General features: G+C 51.1%; 13 protein-coding genes. 5 read left to right on the forward strand and 8 right to left on the reverse strand.

What is annotated here, in order from left to right; translation table 11 throughout:
- Positions 1 to 40: 40 nt before the first annotated feature.
- The 3 genes from LVQ79_RS05335 to LVQ79_RS05345 are packed head-to-tail and all read right to left on the reverse strand — an operon-like array spanning position 41 to position 5,038.
- Positions 41 to 1,486: a TolC family protein gene (locus tag LVQ79_RS05335; protein WP_232864151.1), complete on the reverse strand. Its 1,446-nt coding sequence runs from the start codon at positions 1,484 to 1,486 to the stop codon at positions 41 to 43.
- Positions 1,476 to 2,873, reverse strand: coding sequence for an HlyD family type I secretion periplasmic adaptor subunit (locus LVQ79_RS05340; RefSeq protein ID WP_232864152.1), 1,398 nt, complete (start codon positions 2,871 to 2,873; stop codon positions 1,476 to 1,478). Before LVQ79_RS05340 ends, LVQ79_RS05335 begins: the two co-directional genes overlap by 11 nt.
- On the reverse strand, positions 2,870 to 5,038 hold the full coding sequence (locus tag LVQ79_RS05345) for a type I secretion system permease/ATPase (RefSeq protein ID WP_232864153.1): 2,169 nt from the start codon (positions 5,036 to 5,038) through the stop codon (positions 2,870 to 2,872). Before LVQ79_RS05345 ends, LVQ79_RS05340 begins: the two co-directional genes overlap by 4 nt.
- Positions 5,039 to 5,562: 524 nt before the next feature.
- On the opposite strand from LVQ79_RS05345, the gene LVQ79_RS22545 reads away from it, so the two are divergent.
- The 3 genes from LVQ79_RS22545 (at position 5,563) to cueR (ending at position 19,475) form a co-directional block, all read left to right on the forward strand.
- Entirely contained in the window at positions 5,563 to 9,273 is a 3,711-nt protein-coding gene (locus LVQ79_RS22545; RefSeq protein WP_232864154.1) for a C2 family cysteine protease, read from the forward strand.
- A 214-nt stretch (positions 9,274 to 9,487) separates the two neighbouring features.
- Positions 9,488 to 18,988 carry an autotransporter-associated beta strand repeat-containing protein gene (locus tag LVQ79_RS05355; protein ID WP_232864155.1) on the forward strand — a complete coding sequence of 3,167 codons (9,501 nt, stop codon included), beginning with the start codon at positions 9,488 to 9,490 and terminating at the stop codon, positions 18,986 to 18,988.
- Between the two features lie 85 nt (positions 18,989 to 19,073).
- A complete protein-coding gene (cueR, locus tag LVQ79_RS05360) occupies positions 19,074 to 19,475 on the forward strand; it encodes a Cu(I)-responsive transcriptional regulator (protein ID WP_232864156.1) in 402 nt (133 codons plus the stop codon).
- 51 nt (positions 19,476 to 19,526) lie between these two features.
- On the opposite strand, the gene LVQ79_RS05365 is transcribed toward cueR, so the two are convergent.
- From LVQ79_RS05365 to tesA, 5 genes are all read right to left on the reverse strand, one after another.
- Positions 19,527 to 19,979, reverse strand: coding sequence for an NfeD family protein (locus tag LVQ79_RS05365; protein ID WP_232864157.1), 453 nt, complete (start codon positions 19,977 to 19,979; stop codon positions 19,527 to 19,529).
- Positions 19,976 to 20,890 (reverse strand): SPFH domain-containing protein, encoded by a 915-nt coding sequence (locus tag LVQ79_RS05370; RefSeq protein WP_064557085.1) that lies wholly within the window; start codon positions 20,888 to 20,890, stop codon positions 19,976 to 19,978. Before LVQ79_RS05370 ends, LVQ79_RS05365 begins: the two co-directional genes overlap by 4 nt.
- A gap of 89 nt (positions 20,891 to 20,979) precedes the next feature.
- On the reverse strand, positions 20,980 to 21,834 hold the full coding sequence (locus tag LVQ79_RS05375) for a co-chaperone YbbN (protein ID WP_232864158.1): 855 nt from the start codon (positions 21,832 to 21,834) through the stop codon (positions 20,980 to 20,982).
- A 56-nt stretch (positions 21,835 to 21,890) separates the two neighbouring features.
- The gene (locus LVQ79_RS05380) at positions 21,891 to 22,700 is read right to left on the reverse strand and encodes an SDR family oxidoreductase (protein WP_232864159.1); all 810 of its coding nucleotides are present in this window, start codon (positions 22,698 to 22,700) and stop codon (positions 21,891 to 21,893) included.
- Complete coding sequence (tesA, locus tag LVQ79_RS05385) at positions 22,690 to 23,319, reverse strand: multifunctional acyl-CoA thioesterase I/protease I/lysophospholipase L1 (RefSeq protein WP_232864160.1); 630 nt, start codon at positions 23,317 to 23,319, stop codon at positions 22,690 to 22,692. The genes LVQ79_RS05380 and tesA overlap by 11 nt, the downstream gene beginning before the upstream one ends.
- Here tesA and ybbA point away from each other — a divergent pair.
- Both ybbA and ybbP read left to right on the forward strand, forming a co-directional pair.
- A complete protein-coding gene (gene ybbA, locus LVQ79_RS05390; protein ID WP_232864161.1) occupies positions 23,287 to 23,973 on the forward strand; it encodes a putative ABC transporter ATP-binding protein YbbA in 687 nt (228 codons plus the stop codon). The genes tesA and ybbA overlap by 33 nt on opposite strands.
- The gene (gene ybbP / locus LVQ79_RS05395; protein WP_232864162.1) at positions 23,970 to 26,384 is read left to right on the forward strand and encodes a putative ABC transporter permease subunit YbbP; all 2,415 of its coding nucleotides are present in this window, start codon (positions 23,970 to 23,972) and stop codon (positions 26,382 to 26,384) included. The genes ybbA and ybbP overlap by 4 nt, the downstream gene beginning before the upstream one ends.
- Positions 26,385 to 26,435 lie beyond the last annotated feature (51 nt).

A 26,435-nucleotide genomic window follows, 5' to 3' on the forward strand; every position in this document is an offset into this window, starting at 1 on the left:
TTCCCTCGAGGGAATATCTCTTTTACTGTTTTGGCGTCTGTCACTCATTCACTTTTTCTGCCCCCGGCAACTGACTTAATATCCCGGTATTCGCCAGCAAGCCTAAGCGCGCGGATTGCCATTCGGCAATAGCCTGAATTCGCTGTTGTTGCGCGTCCGCGAGCGCAGACTGAGCATTTAACACTTCAAGAATATCGGCCACATCTTTCTCGTAACGGCGACGGGAAGAATCGACCCCAGCTTGTGCGGCATCGAGCAGTTGTTGGCTTACGGTCAGCACACCCAGTGCGGTTTTGGCGTCGGCGTAAGCTTTAACCACATCGGTAAGGATTTGGTTGGTCGTGTCTTCAAGTTGTGCTTCGCTCTGTTCAGCTTGTGCCCGCGCTTCGAGAATTTTGTAATGGCGACTGAAGCCATCGAACAGCGGAACCGTCAGTGTCAGGCCAACTTCTTTACTGGTTTCAGTGCTGGATGACAGCCCCTGATTAGGGAAACCGTTTTGCGAGATATACGCTGTCATATCTATAGTTGGTAAACCATCTGAGCGTACCTGGATGATTTTATCTTTATCAGCCAGCCATTTTGCCCGGGCTTGCTGAATCGCAGGGTGACGGGTTTCAGCCTGTTTAAGCCATTGATTAAGATCGTGAATATCCGCAGGGATCACCGTATCCGGTTGCGCCGGTAAGTGAATGCCGGTGGCGAGATCTATCCCCATGGCCTGTTTAAGCACCGCGAGATTTTTCTGGTAATCACCGCTGGCATGTATGGCGTTCAGCTGCGCTTTCGCCAGTGCGGTTGCGGCCTGCAACGTATCATCTTGGGTCGTTGCCCCTTTCTCCTCACGCCGCTTTGCCACACTAAGTGTCTGCTGGGCAAGCTCGGCGATTTGCTGGCGGGAATTCATTTCCGCTTCGCTGGTCATCGCCTCAAAATAGTCCTGAATCACCGATGCCATTGTTTTTTGCAAGGATGCGTCGTGCCCGGCAATGGCCGCCAGTAACATCTGATTAGCGGATTCGCGATTGGCTGAGCGGCCACCGAAATCGAATAATCGCCAGTTTAATGAACCGTAGTACTGATTACCCCGTGTGGTGGTCGTGGTGCTGGGTTCAAAAAAACTCGCAGGGACGGTGTTGGTGTCTCTGAGTCGGCTGGCGGTGGCGCTAATTGTCGGCAAATAAGCGGCTCTGGCTTCGCCAACCACGCCGCTTTGTACTTTAATTTCCGCCCAGGTGGCACGGATTTGTGGGTTATTGCACAACGCGGTATCCACCGCGTCGTTCAGGGCTAGCGGCTGGCTGAAATCAACTGACGTCGCACAATTTATTCGGCTCTGGTCTGGGAGCGTCGCCCCCGCCTGTAATTGGTCGGGATTGGCCTGAAGTGGATCATCGAGCACATTATTGATCCCTTCACTCCAGGCCGTGGGCAGCACCAGTAAACCCAACAGACAGACAGAGGCTAAATACTTTTTACCGTTCATTGAGACTCTCATGCGAATGCTGAATCAGAGGTGAGAGGAAATATTCAATGACCCGACGGCTACCTGTTTTTATTTCAATTGAGGCGCTCATGCCCGGTCGTAGTGTCGAGGGTTCGCCATCGATATCCATCGTTTTGTGGTCAAGTTTGATATGAATGGCGTATTGCGAGTTCTGTGATTTCTGCGTGTTATCGCTATGGCCAGATGGTGCGCTTTCGGCTGCATTGCTGGTTCCGGCATTCAATGCATCGCGGGAAACATAAGTCACTTCACCCTGCATCATGCCGTATTTGGTGTAGTCAAATGCCTCGATTTTCACAGCGGCATGCTGGCCTTTGTGCACAAAACCTATGTCTTTGTTTTCAACGATTGCTTCGATCTCGACCTGATTTTGTTTGGGTACGATGACCATCAACGGCTGGGCGGCTGTTACTACGCCACCAACCGTATGTACCGCTAATTGTTGTACTGTGCCGTCAACCGGGGCGGTGAGCTGAAGTTGAGTTTTATGGGCGTCGGCTCGTTGCACATCCTGATGTGCTTCGGCCTGCTGGCGTAACCCGTCATTGAGCTCATCCTCGGTTTTCTTACGAGTATCTGCGATAAATGAATCACGCTGGTGGCGTGCATCGGCGAGTTTGCCTTCCAGCTCAATTTTGTCCTGCTCTTTTTCCTGCCATGAAGTGACCGACACGTCATGGTTTTCGGCCAGATCTTTATAATTTTGTGCCCGCGCACGAACAATCGGTAATTGCTGGCTGTAACGGGCAATTTCCCCATCCAGATCCCGTAGTCTGCTTTCTACGTTCAGCCACTGGCTGGCCAGATGCTGACGGGCATCAGCGACCTTTTCTGGCGTGATGTTCTCTATATCGCTCAGTCCAATAAATTGATGAGCGGCGATGGATGCCAGCAAGGCGCGCGAGCGTGCAACCTGCAAGGCAGCGTTATCCTGGCCAACTTCAGCGCGCATTTTTTCATGGTCGATAATTTGCGTATCAAGCAGCAGGAGTGGTTCACCGGTATGCACAGTTTGCCCATCGGTAACAAAGATATGTTCAACGCGCGCGGTTTCTACAGAGGCAATCGTTTTGGCGTGACTTGAGGGAATGATTTTCCCGCTGGCGGAAACAATAATGTCAACCTTACCCAATACCGCCCACAGCACCATGAAAACGATTAACACCATAAGCAGGCGCGCCGTCCAGCGAGCAGTAGGTGAAACGGGGGCCAGTTGTAATGCCAGCGCCGCCGGTAGAAATTCCGCTTCGTCTGCTTTCAAAGCCGGTGGCGTGAGTGAGTGGCGCTGCTTCCAGAAAAACGCAAAGTGAGAACGGTAGCGTTTCATCAATTCGCACCACGCGGTATAGCGGAGTTTGAGGCTCATACGCAGGCCTCTCTTACCGGGCCTTGTTGCAGAGTATATAAATGCGCGTAGATCCCACCGGTGTGTTGAACCAGTTCATCATGATGACCGACTTCGGCAATCTCTCCGCGCTCCATTACCACGATACGGTTGGCTTCACGCACCGCAGACAGGCGATGTGCGATGATCAATACCGTTCGGCCTTCACAGATACGACGCATATTGTCCTGGATGATTTTTTCCGACTCATAATCCAGCGCACTGGTTGCCTCATCGAAAATCAAAATACGTGGATTTGAGATTAGGGCGCGCGCAATGGCAATACGCTGGCGCTGGCCGCCAGACAAACCTGTGCCGTGCTCACCGACCATGGTGTCGTAGCCTTCCGGTAACTCACAAATAAACTCATGCGCACCGGCAAGTTTCGCGGCTTCTATCACTGCCTCAATCGGCAGCGTCGGATTAGTCAGCGCGATATTGGCGCGAATCGAGCGGTTAAACAGGTTGTTTTCTTGCTGCACCACACCAATTTGGTGCCTGAGCGACGTGGTGTTTATCACCGTGAGATCGTGCCCGTCCAGTAGCACGCGGCCACTTGCGGGGATGTATAGCCGCTGCACCAGTTTCGTCAGGGTGCTTTTTCCTGAACCGGATCGCCCGACAATACCAATCACTTCGCCGGGGGTAATCGTCAGGCTCACTTTGCGTAACACTTCAGAAGCGTCCGGGCGATAACGGAAAGTCACCTGGTCGAATTCAATTGCGCCGTTGAGTCGCGGCAACCGTGATTTCTGGTCAACAACCTCAGGATGAGTATTTAAAATATCGCCAAGGCGGCTCATGGAAATACCGACCTGCTGAAAATCATTCCATAACTGCGCCAGGCGTAAAATGGGCTGTGACACCTGGCCGGAGAGCATATTGAACGCTACGAGCGCACCAACGGTCATCTGGTTATCGATAACCAGACTTGCACCAATCCACATAATAGCGGCGGTCACCAGTTTACTGATAAGCGTAATACCGCCACTGGCGATAGTTGAGATATTGGTGGCTGAAAGCCCGGAAGTCACATAACCCGCCAGTTGGTCATCCCAGTTTTTAACCCAGCGCGGCTCAACGGCCATGGCTTTTACGGTGTCGATATTGCTGATGGTTTCAACGAGGAACGACTGGTTTTCGGCCGATTTATTGAATTTTTCATTTAGCCGACGGCGCAGCACCGGTGTGAACACCAGCGATAAAAAAACATAGAGTGGGATCGATGCAATCACGATAAGTGTCAACTTAACGCTGTAGCTGAACATTACGGCGAGGAAGACGAACGAGAAAAGAATATCGAGCACGACTGTGATGGCATTACCTGTCAGAAACGAACGGATATTTTCCAGCTCTCGCACACGCGCTACCGAATCTCCTACGCGTCGGCTCTGGAAATAAGCAATCGGCAGGTTGAGCATATGGCGGAATAGACGCGCGCCGAGTTCGACATCAAGCTTGCTACTGGTATGTGCAAATACCCAGGTGCGAATTCCGCTCAATAAAGCTTCAAATATATTTGCTGCCACTAAGCCAATAGCAACAACATGCAGAGTTTTCATTGCATGATTAACCAAAACTTTATCCATCACCACCTGAAAGAAAAGCGGGGTGGCTAAGCCGATTAACTGCAATACCAGGGAAATGAGCATTATTTCACCTAAAATCCTCCGGTATTTGATCAGTGCCGGAATAAACCAGGTGAAATCGAATTTTGCTAATGTTCCTGTGAAATTTACTTTGCTTGCGAAGTAAATGACTTCGCCCGTCCAAATATCGGGCAATTCATCAATGGAAATAAATTCAGGAGGGCAGTTTTCATATTGAATAAGTAAACGAGGTTTTACGATATGATTATCATTCTTGCTACCCGGATCATATTTCCCCAGTATGAAATAACGCCCATCACGATGCTGAGCCACAGCAGGTAATGCGGCTTTATCCATTCGGCGCACATCCTGCCGCACGACTTTTGTTTTAAGCCCTAATTCCTGAGCTGCCAGCAATATAGCCATGCGGCCAAACACGGGCTGCCCGTCCGGGGATATCTCAAGATGTCCTGCAAATTTATGCTGAAGGTTAATTTTGTCGACCGCGACCTGATGGAAAGCACCGATGACCTGCAAACAGAAGAAACCACTATCCATGGGATACCGCCGACAACAAAAGAGTCATATTAATTAACAGGGCCAGTTATAAGAGGCTATATAGGATGTGCGCGATTAAATATCACAGCCATTATGGGTTGTAAAATGTGTATTTAGGTGAAAGTTGGGTATTTTTGGACAATAGTGGTGATATTGATTGTCCTGAGCTTTGTTAATTTGAATTGTGTTTTGTTGGTTTTTTTTAACAGCTGCGTACCATTGCATTCGTATTTAATGTTTTTGCGATCATAAAAAAAGCAAATATGTTTATATTGGTAAGAAACCACCTGCGACATGTAAATATATGGTTGTTTTGAAATGTCTATATTTAATGCATTGCCTGGAAGTTTCACGTGAAAATAAAGCTGCTGACTCATAGTTTGATTGATAATATTTACAGGAATGCATCTCTTTATTTTTATTGGAAAAATCAAAATAATTCTTAATCAAATAAATCTTTAACATGATTATTTAGTCTTTTATATAACTCGAAATAAGTACTCATTTCGGTAAAAGGAAAAACTGTGCCTGACTCCACACCAAACAACGCTTCACTACCTGACCTTAATAAAATTAGTTCCTGGACTGCTTCCGATTACGCGTCACTTACCGCTGATTTTGTCAGCAAAATGACCGTTGCACAGGTTCACTTGATGAGCAATGCACAACTGGTTGCGCCCAAAGCCATATCCGGCTTTACGGCAGACCAAATTCCAGAACTGGCGGTGGATTTTTATATCGTTACTGGCGAATGGTTAAACCAGCTTAATGAAGCAGCAACAAAAGCCATTACGCCGGATCAGATGACAAGGCTGACTTTTAGCAGCCTCGCTAAACTTGATACTAAACATCTGGGCCTTTTATCTGCTGATCAGGTGGCCGGTATTAATGATAATTACCAGTGGTACTCGGCGACCTGGCTGAACAGCCTCACATCTGAAGCTTTTAAAGGGATACCGATCAACAAACTGAACCAGATAAAGTTACAGGATTTTTGCCTGCTGGATGCAGAACATATCAAGGCGATATCGTCTGAGAAGCTGGCGGCCTTAAACGATGGACATCTCAAGGCTTTAACATCCGAACAGGTGGCTTTAATTCCTGATCTGGCTTCACTGAGTAGCCCCCAGTACGGATTGCTGAATATTTCCGGGCTACCCTCTTCGTTTTTCGCTGATATGAGCCAGGCGCAATACGCAGGCCTCACTGCGCACCAAATTTCTACCTTAAGTCTCGAACAAGTTAAGTCCATGAAGCACGTTGACTGGGTCCCTGCTAATTCTGCTACCGGCTTCACGGCTGAACAGATGGCGAGTATCCATGCAGAAGAATTCTCCTCAGCTAATTTGAACAAGTTGAGCATTGCATCGTTAAAGGCATTAAGCGGGGAGCAGGTTGCGTTGATTGGCGACCTTAGTGGTCTGGATAATGCCCACTTGAAAGCATTAACTGCTGCCCAGGTTAATGCAATCACCGGTATTAGCACTTTGAGCAATGAACAGTTTGCTTTATTAGACCTTTCCGCGATGTCAGCTTCGACTATCGCCGGATGGACCGTAACTGAGTACTCAGGGCTGACAGCTCATCAGATTTCCACCCTAAGCAATGAACAAATTCAGGCAATGCAACGTATTGACTGGATCCCTGCAGCGACAGTCACTGGTTTTACTGCCGCTCAGATATCATCTTTTAGCAATGACATGCTTTCGCAGCTCACGACGGATCAGGTTGCTGCCATAACGCATCTGAGCGCGTTGACTAGCCAGCAGTTTGGTTTGTTAAATATTTCTCAGCTTTCTAAAGTAGCCATAAACTATTTAAGTCAAACGGAATATGAAGGGTTGACGGCTCAGCAGATAGCGACCTTAAAACCAGAACAAATATATGAAATGTGGCATACCTCCTGGATGCCAGATGATGCTGCCACCGCCTTTACAGCAGAACAGGTGCAAAGTATTAACATCAGCATGGGCTACTTCACAGCTGGTTGGTTAAACCATCTGAGTATTGAAGCATTCCAGGCGTTGACGCCAGCGCAGGCCGCGCAAATATCTGCGGCAACAATGGCCGCTCTGGATAATGCACATCTGCAAGCATTAACCGCTGAACAAATTGGCAGTATGAATAAATTTGGCGATTTGAGTGGAGAACAGTTTGGTCTGTTAAATATTTCTAAGCTGTCAACCTCAGCCATCAACGCTTTGAGCCGTTCGCAATATGAAGGGATTACCGCCGGACAAATTTCGAGCTTAAGTACCGACCAAATCTACGCAATGAACCATGTGGACTGGCTACTGAGCGAAGCTATTGCCGTGTTTACAAAGGAGCAGCAGCAAAGTATTAGCGTTAGCATGGGCTATTTCACTTCCACGTGGTTTAACAGCTTAAGCGATGAAGCCATCAAAGGCGTGACTGCCGCGCAGTTATCCCATATTGATGCGTCTAATTTCAGTAAGTGGGATAATAACCACCTGGCGGCATTAACAGCAGAGCAGGTTGTAGCCGCACCGTACCTGAAGTCTTTGACCAGTGAACAGTTTGGGAATTTAGATATTTCTAAACTTTCAGTTTCAGCTATTGAGCAGATGTCAAAAACGGAATATCTGGGACTGACGGAGAAACAAATTTCCTCATTGAGTCCTGAGCAAACTCAGGCTTTGCAGCATATTGACTGGATCTCTCCGGATGCGGCCAAGGGGTTTACCGCTGCGCAAATGCCAGCATTTACCAATGATATTTCCGCGTTTACTGCTGCGTTCCTCAACAATTTGACTATTGCGGCTTTTGCGGGAATTACCCCAACACAGCTTGCGAGCCTGACCCCAGTCACATTTGCGAGTCTGGATTATCAACACTTTTGGGCCTTGAATGATTTGTCTGCGTTAACGGAGGTCATGTCGTCTTTGTCGAACGACCAGCTATTAACGGTTTCGCAAATGATGTCCCTTGATCAAGTGGCCCAGTTGCCAGAAAGCCAGAGGTCATTAATTAACACTTCTGTCGAAACAGGATTCTCGTTAGTCGATACGATAAGCGACACCGGTTTGAAAACTCTCATGCACAACGCCGTGACCAACGATGCTTCATTGTTCAGTTTCACAACTATTGAATCCGTGCTTAAAGATTTTGCCTCGCAATTGACGGGGGACCTCACCGAAAACCAGTTCAACGATATAAATAATTACGTGCAGGCGATTGGCAATGTCTGTGGGACTGATTCGGCGATCTATTCCCTGGTCAATGGGTTGATTGGCACCGGTGGCGCATCCATTAACTGGACGGCAACGGGGCCTGGCGAGCGAATCGGTAGCCTGGCTGTTGGCTCGTCTATCACACAATTTAACCAGTTAATTTCAACCTGGTTTGATGGTGCGAACGCGCCAGCGTCTTCTTCATTGGCACACGTTGATGGGCGCCCGCTGTTTGCCAAAGGTGGCCCAAGCATTAATGATATCCATCAAGGAGGAGTAGCAGATTGTTCGCTCCTTTCCTCACTTATTACGGTGGTGAACGCACAACCTGATTTCATCAAATCAATGATTGTTCAGAACCCGAATGATACTTACAGCGTAAGGTTCTTTAATAATGGTGTGGCTCACTGGGTTACAGTTGATGGTAATACTTATAGTAGTGGGGCCAATTCATCAAACTCAAGTTGGGTAGCGATTGTTGAGCGTGCGAACGTCGCATTTGAAGCGACCTATTTAAATGATGTGAATAGCTACTCAAGCTTGGTTGGTGGTAAAGCAAAGTTAATGGAAGTCACCGGCGACACTCTTACAATACTAAGAGCAGTCGCGACTTCGGAAGGAACCTGGGACACCACGGATTTTGAAACTCTAAAAACTGCGGTGCTCAATGGTGCACCCGCGGCAATTTCCAGTTGGGAAAACTCAACAAATGCCACCACCGGTCAATCAAATTTTATCAGTGGACATGCGTTTGCGATTATCGGTTTTGATGAGAAAACCAATGATTTTATTGTTGCCAACCCATGGGGGGCTGACCGTACTGATGGTGTTCAGGGAACGTTTGAAGCCTCAATGGATCAAATGTGGCAGCACGGAAATTTCAGCACGGGTATTTGGATCGCGAATTCAAATGGTGCATCCAACGCTGCCGGGCAACTTGTTCACGCAATGGCGGCAATGAACACTTCACCTTCGGCAGCGCTCACCACTGCTGCATTACCTGCCAATATGAATAACCCGCAGCTCGCTGCGTCACATGTCTGATAATTAAGCCCTTCACCTCCGCCCATCGGGCGGAGGTTTTCCCCATATTCAACGCATTACCTGAGGAAGTATTAGTTAAGTAATACTTTTTCTACCATTTACTTCTCAATGCACGGCTATGTACTAATGTTACTTAAAGTGTTTCGACACGTGTTTGTCGTTGTCTTTATGTTTCAGCGCGTTATTACCCTTTTTAGCCATGCAGAGATTCCTTATGAATAATATTTATCGTCTGGTGTGGAGCCATGTTGCGAACAGTTTTATTGCTGTAGCAGAAATATCTCGGACAGGAAAAAAAGGTGGCAGGGGGGGAAGGGGCCGCAGAAAACTATTAGCGGCGGCATTACTACTTTCCGGAAATTACATCTCCCTTGCCCATGCGGATGATGTGACCTGGAATGTTGCATACCCAAATTATGTGTTATTACCTCCATACGATGCCGTGAAAGAAACCGGCTATGCGTTCACTATTGATAGCCTGGTTGTTGCAAACCATTACCCGGTTGGCACCGAGCTAAATATCCTTGGCCCCATTCCGACTATTTCTCCCGGAACCAACGGCACCAGCACGGGTGTCACGGTAATTAACGGTTTGCCTGGTACTACCGGCACCGATCCGAACCGCATCATCACTATTGTCGCAACCGACTCGGCGGGAAATCCCACCACGATTACGGCTGCAAATATTGGGCAATATACCTACTCACCGGCACCTGCTGTTCCGCAAGAAAGCCAGGAGCTAAACGTAGAAGTTCCAGGGCTGGATGGCAGTTATCAGGTCATCAGCGTTTATGATTCGTCGACCTTTATTTCTGCGGGTGACACGCCGGTAAGTAATATGGTTATACCGGTTTACGATCATAACTCGATGCGTATTTTTAATAACTTTGGCATCGCGTCTGTGGCATCAACCGGCGGGCAGGCCAATATCAACGTGGGTTCAAGCGACGCTAATGCTCCCATTGCCGCGGCAGCAAACACCATTGATTTGTTGACCAAAAACTCCGTGCTGGCAAAAGCGGACGGTAGTGGCAGTGCAACCAGCCGTACCGAATGGCGTTCAGATAACTACATCCATTTTCGCCCGGCGATTGTGCTGTCAACGGATACTCAAAGCCTTCAGGCGCAAAGTGCAAAGTATGATTTCTCCATCACGCTGCCCAATTATGAGCAGGTCGGGAACCGGGTCGTCAGGCTACTTGATAAAACCTTTGTTATTAATTCCTCCAATGATATTGCCGGGGTTAACGACTTCCTGATAGGTCAGGGCGCATACGCTGGTAAACCGCAGATACAGTACTGGCTAACGGCTGGTGCCACCGTGAATGGCGAGGTGATTGACTCTTCGGTCGAAGCTCAAAGCACCTATGATGCGATTATTACCGGAATGCTCGGTAAAGAAGAAAACACCAGCATCAACCTGACATATCACGTCTGGGACGACAAAGGCCCTCACACCAACAACGCGACCGTCGACACGGGTGATTTAAACGTTATTTATGCCACAGGTGGGAACGCATCAGGACTTGTCACCGTTGGTGGTAGCCTGGCGGTGGATGGTGCGAAGGCGGTAATGCGTGCCGACAATGACGCAATCATCACCAACAATGGTGCAATCAATGCCTGGCGCAGTAGCGGAAGCAGCCCCATATCGATTGGCATGCTGACCACGGATGCCACGGCCATCAACAATGGCACCTTAAACGCCGGGCTGTTTATTGAAAAAAATGGCGCAAACCAGAATGTCTCGAACGCAGGCAGCGTGGGGATGCAGGGTAGCGGTAGCAGCACTTTGACTAACAACGGTCATATTAACGTCGCGATCACCGACACCACCACCAACAACGCGCGAGGCATTAACGCGTCGGGTTCAACGGCGGTCACTAACGCCGCCAATGCCACGATTGCGGTGGTGGGCAATAGCAATAACACCGCGGGGAAAGCAGGCGGCTATGGCGTTTATCTGCAGGACAGTGCCACCTTTAATAATGCCGGGAAAATTTACCTCGGGGTGACGCCGGTTTTAAATGCTACTGCGCCGACGGCTGTTCCGATGACCGGGGGGGACCTTTCTGCCGGTATCCATACGCAAAGTTCTGGAGCGGTAAATAACACTGGCATCATCACCCTTGAATCCAAAACGCGTAACGCGGCCGGGATTTCCGTGCAGGGTGCGACAGGAGCTGTGACAAACAGCGGCACGATCAATGTCTTAGGCAAACTGACGAATGGATCGGCGGCGGCTAACTATGGTCTGAATGTTGTCGATAACATCGGCTCCGTAACCCACTCAGGCGTGATTAACGTTGATGGCGATAATAATATTGCGATTAACGTGTCAGCGCAGAAAGCAGCTGCGACGGTTTCCACGATGGCAGGCAGCTCGATTACCGTGGGGACGGCGGGCGATACCGGCGGGAGTGATGGCCAGCCCTATACTTATCGTAACTACGCGGTGTACGCCGAAGGGCTGAACACCCAACATGCCCAAGTAAACCTCAACTCCACTATTCGCCTGTTATCCGCCGGAGCAATCGGTGTTCACGCGCGTGGCGATGCACAAATCGATATTAACGCGGCCTCCACACTCTCTTTTGAAAACACCCAACAGATAGGCTATTACGCCTGGGGCGATGAAGCGCAGATCAATATCGGCAATGCGGTTATTACCGATAGCGGCCAAAAAGACTCAATTTTATTCGCTGTTGACCACGGGGCCTCTTTTGCTGGCAGCACGGGTGCAGCTTCAACCTATCAACTTACGGTCAATGGTCAAAATGCTACTGGGATATTTGCCAACGGCCTGGATGACAAAAATAATACGGATATCACTGACGATACTCTGACTTCTCTTGATACCGGGTCAGCCAAAATATTCGTCAATGGTAATGGCGCAGTCGGGGTAAAAGTCACTGGCGGTGCAGTAGGGACGATTAGCGATGGGGGTATTATTTTAGGCGGAAACAATACCACAGCGGTGGTGGTTGATGGTCGGAATTACAATATCGACAGCACTATTGATCCTGAAGAACTTATTACCCGCGTTACTTCCAATGCGTCTACTACCACCAGTTCCTCTCAAAGTGGGATTACGGGTTATAACGTTTCTCACTTAGGGCAATTAACCCTTAATGGCACGGGAATTGCATTAAATGGAACGGGCAGCACCGGGATTTTGTTGCACGATAATGGCTCGGCGATCGTGAATGCCCCGGTCAGTGTTTCTGGTACCAATAATATCGGCGTGAATATCCAGAATAATGGGGTGTTGACCAATAACAATACCATTAGCGTCAGCGGTGTAGCCGGAAGCGGTAATGTCGGCCTGCGTGTTGGAGGCGCTAATGCGATCGTAAACCGTCTGGGTACCGTCAATGCGACGGGTGGGCTGGCGGCGGTTCAACTGATTGGTTCAGGCGCTAATCTAACAGTCAACGGAACGGGCAACCATATCACCGCATCTGGTGGAGCCGATGGTGTGAGAATGGACACCGGAGCCACCTCTTTTACCGCGACCAATACCATTATCGATATCTCTGGCAGCGGTGCTGGGATCAACAACAATGCTGACACGTCCAACATTAATCTTAATGGCGTCACGATTAACGCCTCGGATGGCCCGGCAATTCGTACGGCTGTAACCTTTAATGCAGCAGGGACCAATAACACACTCAACATTTCCGGCAGCGGCTACGGTTTTGCCTTTATGAATGCCACAGGCAATCCCACCACCGGAAACCTGACGATTGCTAATGGCTATACCATCAACGGGAATGGCGCTAACAGTGTCGGGATTCTGGCGCGAACAGCAGGCAATGTGAGCTCGGGTGCAACCATCAATATGGCGGCGGGGGCCGGTTCGGCAATAGTCGCCACCGATGGCGTGGCGAACACGGCTCGCACGATTACTAATACTGGCACTATCAACAGCCTCGGTACCGGTGCGGCCGTGATTAATGCATCGGGTGCGGGAAATACGACGGTCAACAATAGTGGTACTTTGCTGGCGGCAAATAACACGGCGCAGGCTATTCTCACCGGTAGCGGCAATGACGTGGTGGCATTAAGCGGTGCGAGTGCCAATACGCGTGGTGAAATCGTGTTGGGAACGGGTAACGACCAGTTCAGTTGGACGGCGGGGGCATTTAACGGCGGCGTGACTTTCAGCGGTGCCGACGGTAATGACAGGGCCACATTGGGCGACGTTTCACTAGCGAACGTCATCCATATTCTGAGTAACGGCGGCACTAACAGCGCGCTGACCCTCAATGGCACACATCAAGGCGCAGCTCCGGCATTATTGGGAAGCTTTAACGCCGATAACCTGGCAAAAGGCACCAATATCGGTACCGGCTGGAGTTCGCTGACTTTAAATGGCGACGCCACCGATGCACGAGTTGTCGATAACCTGACACTCTCCGGTGCGCAGGCCATTAATGTCAATAACGGCGCGACGCTGCGCAGCGGCATCAGCGCTGCTACGTCCGCTGACGCCTCCATTCATAATTACAATGTCACCACATCTGGCGCGACCAGCCTGCTGTCATTCGATGGTGCAAGCGACCAGACTTATACCGGGGTTATCAGTGGAACCGGCGGTATGGAGCGCATCGGCGCGGGTAAAACTACATTGCTTGGCAACAGTACTTACACTGGAAACACTTATATTGGCTCGGGGGCGGAACTGGCATTGGGTGATGGTGGCACTGTCGGTAGTGTGTCTGAAACTACCAATATCACCGATGATGGCATTTTGACGATCGACCGTTCTGACAACATTGCCCTTAACGGTGTGATTTCGGGGAGCGGGGCGTTCCATCAAGATGGCATCGGGATTACGCGACTGGGTGGTGCCAACGCCTGGAAAGGGGCGACAGAAGTTAATCAAGGTACATTGCTGGTCAACGGTAATCAAAGCCAGGCAACTGGGGTTACCACCGTCCATTCGAACACCACATTAGGCGGTAATGGCACCATTGGTGGGGATGTCGCATTTGAAGGCAACACCACGCTGACGCCGGGAGATGGTGGGGTCGGCAAACTGACGATCAATGGCGATTTGACGTTGGCGAGTACCACCAACAGCAAGTTTGAGCTGGGCGAACCCTATGTGTCTGGTGGGGTACTTAACGATGTCGTGAATGTGGGGGGGGATCTGGTTCTTGATGGTGATCTTAATGTCACGCTGTCAAGTGGGGGCTACTTCATTCCGGGCGTCTATCGCCTGTTTAACTACGTAGGAGAATTAACTAATCACATCATGAATATTGCTTCACTTCCGGCGAATAATGGTGGTGATTACTATATTCAGACTGCTCTTCCTAATGAAGTTAACCTTATTCTGAATTACTTGAATCCTGCTTCAGAACTGCAGTTCTGGGATGGTGGTAGCGCAGCGGGTCATGGGACTGGCGGTGTTGGTGGCGATAATAATGTCAACGGTGGGGATGGAGTCTGGCGTGCTAATCGATTCGGCCAGACGAATAACTGGACTCAGGGAAATGGCGTCGGTAATGAGCCATGGGCAGCAACTGCCTTTGCTGTGTTTGAGGGACAAAAAGGCATTGTCACTATAAGTAATGACAATGGACGAGTCATCACCTCTGGTATGCAATTCCTGACAGATGGTTATGTACTGCAACAACTTAATGCCATCTCTCAATTGCATTACATCAGCACCGTAACGGATGCTTTCAATACTACGGCACCAAAACCGGCCAACCGTTTCCAGTCGGATGGAGAAACCGAGGCGGATAGTTTCTTTGTTATCCGGGTCGGGGCTGCGGGCAGTAATGATGTGACGACGACAATCAATGCGAATTTGGTTCAGGACGAGTTAGACAGCGGTGTGGTGCGATTGCTGAAAACCGATCCGGGCCGTTTGATCCTCAATGGCATCAATGATTTCAGCGGCGGGGTAGAGATCTGGGGCGGCACTTTGCAGGTCTCTAAAGACGAAAGCCTGGGCGATTCAGGGACATCCATAACGATCAGAAATGCTTCGGCTTTGCAGGCTGGGGCTGATTTCAATACTAATCGTAATATTTATCTTGATGGCGCAAGCGGTGGTTCGTTTGATTTATACGGTAACACCTTCACGCCGGCGGGTCTGATTGCCGGTGATGGGCCGCTCAACGTCTATGATACCTCGGGCGGCAGCGACAGCAGTTTCCTCGAGATGAACCGGAAAAATATTTATCAGGGCGATACAAATATTGTCGGCAACGACAATAACGGGCAACTGACCGTCAATGCTAATGCTACAGGGGTGTTTGGCAAGGTGAACAGCCAGGTTTCTGTTTCCAATAATGCATTGCTAAATCTCAATAATTCAGCCTCTGGTGAGGTCCATACCTTTGAAGTCAATGATGCGAGTCTGGCATTCCACGACACCGCAGGGGCCGGGCAGAGCACCATCAATCTGACACAAGGTGCTAATGCGACATTCACTGATGAAAGCCACGGTGATAACGCAAATGTAACCGTTGACGCCAGCTCAACACTCGCGCTGCAAAGCAGTGCAGATGCCGGTTCCGCGACTGTGGCAAACAGCGGCAAGGTGCTTTTTGCCGACAATGCGCAAGGCGCGGGTGCGGTAATATCTAACCTGGCGGGTGGTTTAGTTGATATCAGTGCTGCTTTGGCGAGCACATCAGTGGGTTCCCTATCAGGTGCGGGTAACGTTGCATTAGGTGCAGCAACTCTGATTGAAGGTGCGTTAGGGCGCAATGACACTATCAGTGGAATCATCGACGGGGCTGGAAGCCTGGTGAAAACGGGAACGGGCACGTTGAATCTCACCGCCAACAACACCTGGACTGGCACCACTACTGCGCACCAGGGCGTGTTATTGATCAACGGTAATCAAGTGGCTGCGACAGGTAAAACCACCGTCAATAACGGCGCAACGCTCGGTGGCGCAGGCGTCTTGGGTGGCAGCGTTGTTGTTGATGACGGCGGACACCTGGCCGCAGGGCAGGACCTTTCAAGCGTTGGTGTGCTGACGATGGGCGCATTAACACTCAACCAAAATTCGCAAGTCGACTTCCAGTTCGGACAGCCTTACACCGTTGGCGGCGCGCTTAACGATCTGATCAACATCAATGGCGATCTCAACCTTAACGGCAAACTGAATATCACGCAGACGCCGGGCGGTAGCTTTGATGTCGGGGTTTATCGCGTCTTCAATTATACCGGCGCGTTGACCGATAATATTCTGGATATCGGCTCCGCACCTCCGGCAGCAGACGATCTCTATGTTCAAACCTCAATTGCAGGTCAGGTCAATCTGGTGAACCGCACCGGCTATGTGATGCGCTTCTGGGATGGATTCGGCGGTACGGGTGGGGCGCTGAAAAACAACGGCGAGATCGACGGCGGCAACGGTATCTGGCAAAGCGGCAGCGGTAATGACAACTGGACGACAGACGTCACTACCCCGGACGGCCGTTTTAATACACCGTTTAGCGATGGCTCATTCGCGGTATTTGGCGGCACTGCGGGTAATGTCACGATAGATACAAGCCTGGGCGAAGTCGCGATTAGCGGCGCACAATTTGCCACCGATGGTTATGTAATTGGCGGTGATAACCTCACCACGCATACCGCCAATACAGTGATTCGCGTAGGCGATGGCACCGCACCGAGTGCGGGCTACACAGCGACCATCAACTCGGTTATCGACGGCGAAGGGGGCATCAACAAAGCCGATCTCGGCACCCTGATTCTCAATGGTAATAACCAATACCAGGGAGGAACGCAGGTCAGCGGCGGCGTGTTGCAGGTTTCTTCTGACAGCAACCTTGGTGCTGCGGGAACCGGCATTGGTCTGAGCGGCGGCACATTGCGCTACGGTGCCGCTTTTGACACGGCACGCCAGGTGACGCTTTCCGGCGTAGGTGGGGCGATAGATACCAATGGCAACTCAGTTTCGCTGGTAAGTGCCGTTACCGGCAACGGCGACTTCACCAAGCTGGGTAAAGGCACTTTGACGCTCACTCAGGACAGCAGTTTTGCAGGACTTACCACCATTAGTGATGGCGTGTTGCAACTGGGCAACGGTGGCACGGCGGGTAATGTGGGCGGCAATATTGTCGACAACGCGACCCTTGCGATTAACCGGGCCGACACCTTCACCTTAAACGGTGATATCTCCGGCACCGGACGAGTCTGGCAGCAAGGTAGTGGCACCACTATTATCAACGGTAGTAATACCTGGAGCGGGATTACTCTTGTCGAAAAAGGCACTTTGCTGGCGTCGGGCGAGAACCGCTTTAGCCAGAAATCCAGCCATATTGTCAGCAGTGGGGCCACTCTGGATACCGGGGGCTACAGCCAGACGGTCGCCAATACGGTTAACCAGGGAACCATCAATTTGCGTGGCGGGGACGTGGGATCAACATTCACGGTGAATGGTAACTATGTGGGTGTCGATGGCACGCTGAAAATTGCTGCGCAACAACATAGCCCTGGTGTTGCTGACCGTTTGGTTATCAATGGCGGCACGGCTTCCGGCAGCACGTTTTTAGATATTGATGTTAGCCAGTTGGGTGAGCCCACTACAGGTGATGGCATTATGGTTGTTGACGCAGTTAATGGTGCAACTACCACCGCACAGACTACGAAAGATACCTTTAACATCGGCGGCGATGTCCTGACTGCCGGAGCATGGGAATACCAGTTGTTTGCCGGAAATGCTCAGGGAGCGGGTGAGGACTGGTTCCTGCGCGCGGGCTATCGTCCGGATGTTCCAGGGTTTGATACGCTGGCCGCGATTATCCGCCAGGCCGATCTGACTGTGCTCGGCACACTTCACCAGCGTGTGGGCGATGAACAACTGTACAAGGCCGATGTGCCTGAAGATCAGGAAGGGCGTTTCTGGGCGCGTTACATCGTGAAGTCGGTCGACCAGAAACATGATGACCCAACCCAATCGCAAAGTAGCACCAACTACAATGGCATGCAGATGGGGCTTGATCTGTGGCAGAACGAGAAGTGGCGTGCGGGTTTGTACACCACCTTTATGGATACCGACAGCTCAATCAGTGGCATAACCGGGATGAGTGGCGGCGACGCTTATAACTCTACTTTCTCGTCTTACCTTGGCGGCTACGGAACCTGGACTGATACCAACGGCTTGTATGTCGATAATGTTTTGCAGTACGGGTACCACTCGGTTGATTTGAAGAATATGTATGACCGCGAGACTTACCATCCTGATGGCAACTCGTTTACGGCATCTGTCGAAGTGGGTAAACCGTGGCAACTGGGTGACAGTAACTGGCTGATTGAACCGCAGGCGCAACTTATCTACCAATACAGTGATTTTGACGACGTGACACTCAAAGATCGCGGCAAAACTAAAGTCTCGGTGAATGCTGACGGTTCTGTTATTGGTCGCCTTGGGGTTCGTCTGGCGGCGGATTACGACACTAATTACGGCAAAGTGAAACCGTATGTTCGCGTCAACTACTGGCAGGAGCTTTCTGATGGACAGGACACCGTTACCTGGAAGAACACGGCGAATAACGCCGCAGCAACGGATATCAATGCCAACCAGCGTTTCCAGACTACAGAAGTTGCCGTCGGCACTACATGGGCAGTGACTGCGGATGTGCAGGGCTATACTGAAATCGGAAAAACATGGGATGGTGGTGGTGATACTTCCGTGTCATCTGATGTTTCGGCGTCGGTGGGTATGAAAATCCGCTTCTAATATGATTTTGGGGCCAGGATCGTTAGTATGAATGACCCGCTTTCGTAGCTCGGATAAGCGACATCCGACAAAATCAGGAGGAAACATGAACATCAGCGATGTAGCGAAAAGGACCGGTTTAACCAGTAAAGCGATTCGTTTTTATGAGGAAAAGGGGCTAGTGACAGCACCGCTTCGTTCTGAAAACGGCTACCGTAGCTATTCGCAAAAGCATCTTGATGAGCTGACCTTGCTGCGCCAGGCACGGCAGGTGGGGTTTAATCTTGAAGAGTGTCGCGAGCTGGTCAACTTGTTTAACGACCCGGCGCGACACAGTGCGGATGTGAAAACCCGCACGCTACAAAAAGTGGCGGATATTGAAAAACATATCACTGAGCTTCAGGCGATGCGCCAACAACTGCTGGCGCTTGCCGAATCTTGCCCAGGGGACGATAGCGCAGATTGCCCGATTATCGACAACCTCTCGGGTTGCTGCCATCGTCAGTAATCAGTCGCTACGCAATCCTGGTTTGGATTAGCGTAGCGCCATCTGATTAACTCACGCTTGAACGGCCTTCACCTTCAACGTAATCCCTTCAACGGCGACCACTACAATATCGGTGCCTGCTGTCAAATCGCTATCTGCCATCACCGGCCATGAGCTATCGGCTACCCGGACATGGCCGCGGCCATTGACTAACGCGGTTTCCAAACGCAAACGCCTGCCAATAAGCTGGTGGCCGCGTTGATTGAGCACTTCGCCCGGCTCCTGCTGTTTACGTGTCGACAGCCAGCGCCACCACAGAAAAGCGGCAACCAGTGTGAGTACCGCAAAGCAAACACCTTGCCATTCCCAGCCCAGCGGCACCATCCACACCAATAAACCTGTGAGTACAGCCGCAACACCGCTCCACAGCAGATAACCACTGGCACCAAGCATTTCAGCCGCCAGCAGCAGGCCACCCAGCGTTAGCCAGAAGATATGCGCATGGGTAAATAGCAGGGCAATCATCTTTTACGCTCGGTACCGCTTTGCGCGATAAGTTCGCTAATACCGGCAATCGAGCCCATCAGGCTTGTGGCATCAAGCGGCATCAGCACCACTTTGCTGTTATTGGCCGAACCAATCTGTTGCAGCGCGTCGGTATATTTCTGGGCAACAAAGTAGTTAATCGCCTGGATATCCCCGGCAGCAATAGCTTCAGAAACCATTTTTGTCGCCGCTGCTTCTGCTTCCGCACTACGTTCACGGGCTTCAGCCTGTAAGAATGCTGACTGGCGCTCACCTTCCGCTTTCAGGATTTTAGACTGCTTATCCCCTTCGGCTTTGACGATTTCCGCCTGACGAATACCTTCAGCTTCGAGAATGTATGCACGCTTGGTACGTTCAGCTTTCATCTGCGCATTCATCGCGTCAATCAGTTCAGCCGGTGGGCGAACGTCACGAATCTCAATACGAGTGATTTTTATGCCCCATGGATTGGTGGCTTCATCAACGATATGCAGCAGGCGTGTGTTGATGTTGTCACGCTGCGAGAGCATTTCATCGAGCTCCATTGAACCGAGCACGGTACGGATGTTAGTCATGGTGAGGTTCATGATAGCCAGCTCAAGATTACTGACTTCATATGCCGCGCGAGGGGCGTCAACGACCTGAATAAAGCACACCGCGTCGATGGCGACGTTGGCGTTATCTTTAGAGATGATCTCCTGAGAAGGGATGTCGAGCACTTGCTCCATCATATTGATTTTGCGGCCAATACGGTCCATAAATGGCACCACAAGGCTTAAGCCCGGCATCAGGGTTTTGGTGTAACGGCCGAAGCGCTCCACGGTCCATTGGTAGCCCTGCGGCACGATTTTTACCCCGGCGCCGACGATAATCAGCGCGACGAGGATCAGTACGGGAATGACGATTAGCATCAAAAAAACCTCCATTGTTTATTTGATGTAAGTCTAACCCTTTACGTGGAAAGATTCAGTTTGAATCAGGTCATTTGAGCAACGCAGCCTTAATACAGCAGCGAATACATTTGACGGCGATATTTTGATGCCAGCGCATCACCGGTTCCAAGAGCGGCAAGGATCTCCATCAGCATTTTGCGCACCTGGCCATCGGCGGCACCGAGGTCTTTTTTCAGATGACTAAACAGCAGTTCCAGCGCTTCTTCGTTACGCCCGACCTGATGCAGTTGCAGTGCCAGCTGGCTGGCTAACAGTGCGTTTTCAGGATCTTGCTCAACTTGCTGTTGCAGCAGCTGAATTTCTGGTGTGTCGGCGGCTAGCTTCAGCAGGTCGATTTGAGCAACCAGGCCCTGATAACGGGTATCTTGATCCTGCAATGGAATAGTTTTCAGTACCGCTTCTGCATCTTCGCTACGGTTCAGTGCAATTTGCACTTCCGCCAGCATCAGACCAATTTCACTGTTCTGGTTGGAAATCTGCCAGGCGTCTTTGAGCAATGGCAGCGCTTCAGCGTGTTTGCCTTCTTGCATCAGCAGCATCGCTTCTTGCGCTTTCAGCTCTTCTTCACGCGGCAGAACTTTTTCCAGCAGCGCGCGAATCGCTTCTTCTGGCTGTGGCCCCTGGAAGCCATCAACAGGTTGACCATTCTGGAACAAATAAACCGTTGGGATGCTGCGCAAACCAAACTGAGATGCAACCATTTGCTCTGCATCACAGTCCACTTTGGCAAGAATAAACTGGCCCTGATACTGAGCTGCAAGCTTATCCAGAACCGGTGTTAACTGTTCACAGTGTTGGCTGCGTGCTGACCAGAAGTAGAACAGAATCGGTGTAGTAACGGACTGTTCCAGCACCTGGTGCATGTTCGCTTCGGTGATGTCGATATTGTATTGGGCAGACATAAATCAATTCCTTATAAAGATTTGCTTTTACATGGGGGCAAGGAGCTGTCCTTCAACTAACCACGTAAAATTTTATCCAACATACGGCCAGGTAACAGGCGGCGTAACCACGTTAAAGCATGGGCGACCAGCGTCACTGGATAGCGTAATTTCGGGTTTGAGCTTTCAAAAGCATGGCGCACTTTTTCCACTACTGCTTCCGGGCCGAGTGTAAAGCGTGCGGCAATCCCTGGGTTTTCTACCGGATGGTCAGCTTGAGTCTGGTTGACGTTCTGCGTGAACTGAGTGCGAATCGGGCCGGGCTCAATCAAGCTGACTTTAATACCGCTGTGATGCAGTTCCATACGTAGTGCATCGGACCAGGCTTCCAGGGCGTATTTACTGGCGGCATAAGCACCACGACCGGGGGTAGAAACCAGTCCCATAACCGAGCTGGTCATCACAATGCGCCCTTCGCGGTGCGGTAACATGGCCGGCAGTAGCAACATGGTGAGTTGGTGGGTGCCGAATAAATTGGTCGAAAACTGTTGCTCAAGTTGGCCGCGTGAAAGGGTTTGCAGCGGGCCATAAACGCCGTACCCGCCATTATTAAACAGCCCGTACAGGCGGTTTCCGGTCAGTTCAATGACTTGTTCCGCCGCCGCTTTCACACTCTCGGGCGAGTCGAGGTCGAGCAACACGCCGGTAAATCCGGCCTGGTTCATGCGCTCAACATCTGCGGGTTTACGGCAGGCTGCCAGAACGTGATAACCCTTCTGCTTTAAATCTTGTGCGCAGGCAAAACCAATACCGCTGGAACAACCTGTAATTAAAACTGATTTTTGCATAACTTTACCCGAGAGGTGCCCCGATTGTTCATGAGTCATGTTTAACTAAAGGTGCCAGACGGGAAGACATCCAGTCGGCGATAAACGGCTGAGCATCACTATTCGGATGTATACCGTCATCCTGCATCCATTGCGGTTTCAAATAGACCTCCTCCATAAAAAATGGCAGAAGAGGGATAGAAAACTCTTTGGCAAGTTGCGGATAAATAGCGCTAAACGACTCATTATAACGACGCCCGTAGTTTGCAGGCAGACGTATTTGCATCAGCAATGGTTGAGCGTTTGCCGCTTTCACATCGTTAATTATCTGGCGCAGACTTTTCTCGATGGCTTGTGGCTGAAACCCGCGCAGGCCATCGTTACCGCCAAGCTCAATTAATACCCAGCGAGGCTGATGCTGTTTCAGCAGCGCGGGTAAGCGTGCCAGCCCTTGTGGTGCGGTGTCGCCACTAATACTGGCGTTCACAACTCTAGTATTTTGCTGGTTCCATTTCTTATCCAGCAGAGCAGGCCAGGCCGCCGTTGCCGACATTCGGTAACCCGCGCTCAGGCTATCACCCAGAATCAACAACGTGTCCGCAAAAGCGGCACGACAGGTCATCAAAGCCAGAAACAGGAAGGGCAAATGCCAGCGGAAAACATTGTTGAAGTTCATCATCTTAGTAAGTCCGTAGGAACTGGGGAACATCAGCTCTCCATCCTTACCGGAGTTGAGCTGGTTGTCAAACCGGCGCAGACCATTGCGTTAATCGGTGAGTCCGGCTCCGGGAAGTCTACACTACTGGCGATCCTCGCCGGGCTTGATGATGGCAGCGAAGGGGAAGTTCACCTATGCGGCCAGCCGTTACACAGCATGGACGAAGAAGCGCGCGCGGCGCTGCGGGCGAAAAACGTCGGCTTTGTGTTCCAGTCATTTATGTTAGTCCCCACGCTAAACGCGCTGGAAAACGTTGAACTTCCATCATTATTACGCGGCGAAAACGACTCCTCCAGTCGCGCCCACGCCAAAGCGCTGCTCGAACAACTTGGCTTGGGTAAACGTTTGGATCATCTCCCCGCACAGCTTTCCGGTGGTGAGCAGCAGCGTGTGGCACTGGCTCGCGCCTTTAATGGTCGCCCGACAGTGCTGTTTGCCGATGAACCTACCGGCAATCTCGATCGCCACACCGGCGACCGCATCGCCGATTTGCTCTTTTCGTTAAACCGCGATTTCGCCACCACGCTGATTCTCGTCACGCACGATGAACAGCTCGCCGCCCGCTGCGACCGCCGCCTGCGCCTGCGCGAAGGGCAACTGTGGGAGGAAGCATGATTGCCCGCTGGTTCTGGCGCGAATGGCGCTCGCCATCGTTACTGATTGTCTGGTTGGCGTTGAGCCTGGCGGTGGCGTGTGTCTTGGCGCTAGGCAATATCAGCGACCGCATGGAACAAGGGCTAAACCAGCAAAGCCGTGATTTTATGGCGGGTGACCGTGCGTTACGCAGCTCACGCGAAGTGCCTGAGGAATGGCTGGAGCAGGCGAAAAAGGACGGACTGAAAGTCGGCAAACAACTGACTTTTGCCACCATGACCTTTTCCGGTGATACGCCACAACTGGCATCGGTAAAAGCCGTCGATGAGGTTTACCCGATGTACGGCCAGCTCGACACCAACCCGGTGGGACTGAAACCTGAGCCGGGAAGTGTGTTGTTGGCTCCGCGCTTAATGGCACTGCTCAATCTCAAAGTAGGGGATTCCCTGGACGTAGGCGACACCACTTTGCGTATCGCGGGCGAAGTTATCCAGGAACCGGATTCTGGGTTTAACCCGTTCCAGATGGCCCCGCGCTTGATGATGAACCTTGCGGATGTGGAGAAAACCGGTGCAGTGCAGCCAGGGAGCCGTATCTCCTGGCGCTACAAATTTGGCGGTACGCCAGCCCAGCTCGATAAGTTTGAAAAATTTGTTGTTCCACTGCTTAAACCGGAACAGCGTTGGTACGGTATGGAGCAAGATGATGGCGCTCTCGGGAAGTCTCTGGAACGCTCGCAACAATTCTTGCTGCTCTCCGCTCTTCTGACGTTATTACTGGCAGTCGCAGCCGTTGCGGTCGCTATGAATCATTACTGCCGTAGCCGCTACGATTTAGTCGCCATACTGAAAACCCTCGGCGCAGGGCGTGCTGCACTGCGCAAGCTGATTATCGGCCAATGGTTGATGGTGCTGGCGCTGGCGGCCGTTACCGGTGGTGCCGCAGGGCTGGTGTTTGAAGCGGTGCTAATGCGCCTGCTTAAACCTGTATTGCCTGCCGCCTTACCGCCAGCCAGTCTGTGGCCTTGGGTGTGGGCAATCGGCTCGATGGTGGTGATTTCGTTATTGGTCGGCCTGCGTCCTTATCGCCTGTTGCTGGCAACCCAACCACTGCGCGTATTACGCCGTGATGCGGTAGCGAATGTCTGGCCGTTGAAAATCTATCTGCCCGTCATCTTTATAGTTGTTGTTGCACTTTTAGCGCTGCTTATGGGCGGCAGCACGCTGCTGTGGGCTGTACTGGCAGGTACAGTTGTACTCGCGGCTTTGTGCGGCATTGTCGGCTGGGGTGTACTGAAGCTTCTGAAGAAGCTGACGCTGAAAAACCTCGCGCTGCGCCTGGCTGTAAATCGTCTTCTGCGCCAGCCATGGGCAACCTTAAGTCAGCTCGCAGCGTTCTCGCTATCGTTTATGTTACTGGCATTGTTATTGGTGCTGCGTGGCGATTTGCTTGACCGCTGGCAGCAACAGTTGCCGCCGGAAAGCCCGAACTATTTCCTGCTAAACATTGCCACCGAGCAGGTTCAGCCAGTGAAAGAGTTTTTAGCTGAGCATCAGATCATCCCGGAATCGTTCTACCCGATTGTGCGTGTGCGTATGACGGCGATAAACGGAAAATCCACCGAGGGTAATCCTGATGAAGCACTTAACCGCGAACTCAATCTGACGTGGCAGAGCCAGAAACCAACGCATAACCCGATACTTGCTGGTTCCTGGCCGCCGAAAGCAGGCGAAGTTTCGATGGACGAGGGTGTAGCAAAACGGCTGAAGATTAAACTGGGGGATACCGTCACGTTTATGGGTGATACCCAGGATTTCTCGGCGAAAGTTTCCAGCCTGCGTAAAGTTGATTGGGAGAGTCTGCGACCTAATTTCTACTTTATCTTCCCGCCGGGCGCGCTCGACAACCAACCGCAAAGCTGGCTGACGAGCTTCCATCTGGATGGGAAAAATGGCGTGTTAACACAACTTAACCGTGAATTCCCTACCGTCAGTTTGCTGGATATCGGGGCTATTCTGCGCCAGGTCGGACAGGTGTTGGAACAGGTCAGTCGGGCATTGGAAGTGATGGTGGTGCTGGTTACCGCTTGCGGTGTGCTGTTACTGCTGGCCCAGGTTCAAGTGGGGATGCGCCAACGGCATCAGGAACTGGTGGTATATCGCACCCTGGGGGCCGGGAAACGCCTGCTGCGTACGACTTTGTGGTGTGAGTTTGCAGTGCTGGGGTTCGTTTCCGGGCTGGTGGCGGCGATTGGTGCTGAAACTGCGCTCGGTGTACTGCAAACACGCGTGTTTGATTTCCCATGGGAACCAGACTGGCGGTTGTGGGTAATCCTGCCGTTAACCGGTGCGGTGCTGCTTTCTCTGTGTGGCGGCTGGTTAGGGATTCGTTTGCTGAAAGGTAAAGCGTTATTCCGCCAGTTTGTTGCCTGAATATTATTCCATCTAAAAAATGGCCACGGTGTTATCCGTGGCTTTTTTATT

Origin of the sequence: Buttiauxella cochleicola (genome assembly GCF_021282405.1) — a bacterium.
Lineage (GTDB): Bacteria > Pseudomonadota > Gammaproteobacteria > Enterobacterales > Enterobacteriaceae > Buttiauxella > Buttiauxella massiliensis.

What these genes read in the sequence shown, in the direction of transcription:
- LVQ79_RS05370 (WP_064557085.1), bottom strand. Translation starts at nt 20,890, where the DNA reads ATGCTAATCGTCATTCCCGTACTGATCCTCGTCGCGCTGATTATCGTC.
- LVQ79_RS05365 (WP_232864157.1), bottom strand. Translation starts at nt 19,979, where the DNA reads ATGATTGCCCTGCTATTTACCCATGCGCATATCTTCTGGCTAACGCTG.
- LVQ79_RS05355 (WP_232864155.1), top strand. Translation starts at nt 9,488, where the DNA reads ATGAATAATATTTATCGTCTGGTGTGGAGCCATGTTGCGAACAGTTTT.
- tesA (WP_232864160.1), bottom strand. Translation starts at nt 23,319, where the DNA reads ATGATGAACTTCAACAATGTTTTCCGCTGGCATTTGCCCTTCCTGTTT.
- LVQ79_RS05345 (WP_232864153.1), bottom strand. Translation starts at nt 5,038, where the DNA reads ATGGATAGTGGTTTCTTCTGTTTGCAGGTCATCGGTGCTTTCCATCAG.
- ybbP (WP_232864162.1), top strand. Translation starts at nt 23,970, where the DNA reads ATGATTGCCCGCTGGTTCTGGCGCGAATGGCGCTCGCCATCGTTACTG.
- LVQ79_RS05380 (WP_232864159.1), bottom strand. Translation starts at nt 22,700, where the DNA reads ATGACTCATGAACAATCGGGGCACCTCTCGGGTAAAGTTATGCAAAAA.
- LVQ79_RS05340 (WP_232864152.1), bottom strand. Translation starts at nt 2,873, where the DNA reads ATGAGCCTCAAACTCCGCTATACCGCGTGGTGCGAATTGATGAAACGC.
- ybbA (WP_232864161.1), top strand. Translation starts at nt 23,287, where the DNA reads ATGCCAGCGGAAAACATTGTTGAAGTTCATCATCTTAGTAAGTCCGTA.
- LVQ79_RS05375 (WP_232864158.1), bottom strand. Translation starts at nt 21,834, where the DNA reads ATGTCTGCCCAATACAATATCGACATCACCGAAGCGAACATGCACCAG.
- LVQ79_RS05335 (WP_232864151.1), bottom strand. Translation starts at nt 1,486, where the DNA reads ATGAACGGTAAAAAGTATTTAGCCTCTGTCTGTCTGTTGGGTTTACTG.
- cueR (WP_232864156.1), top strand. Translation starts at nt 19,074, where the DNA reads ATGAACATCAGCGATGTAGCGAAAAGGACCGGTTTAACCAGTAAAGCG.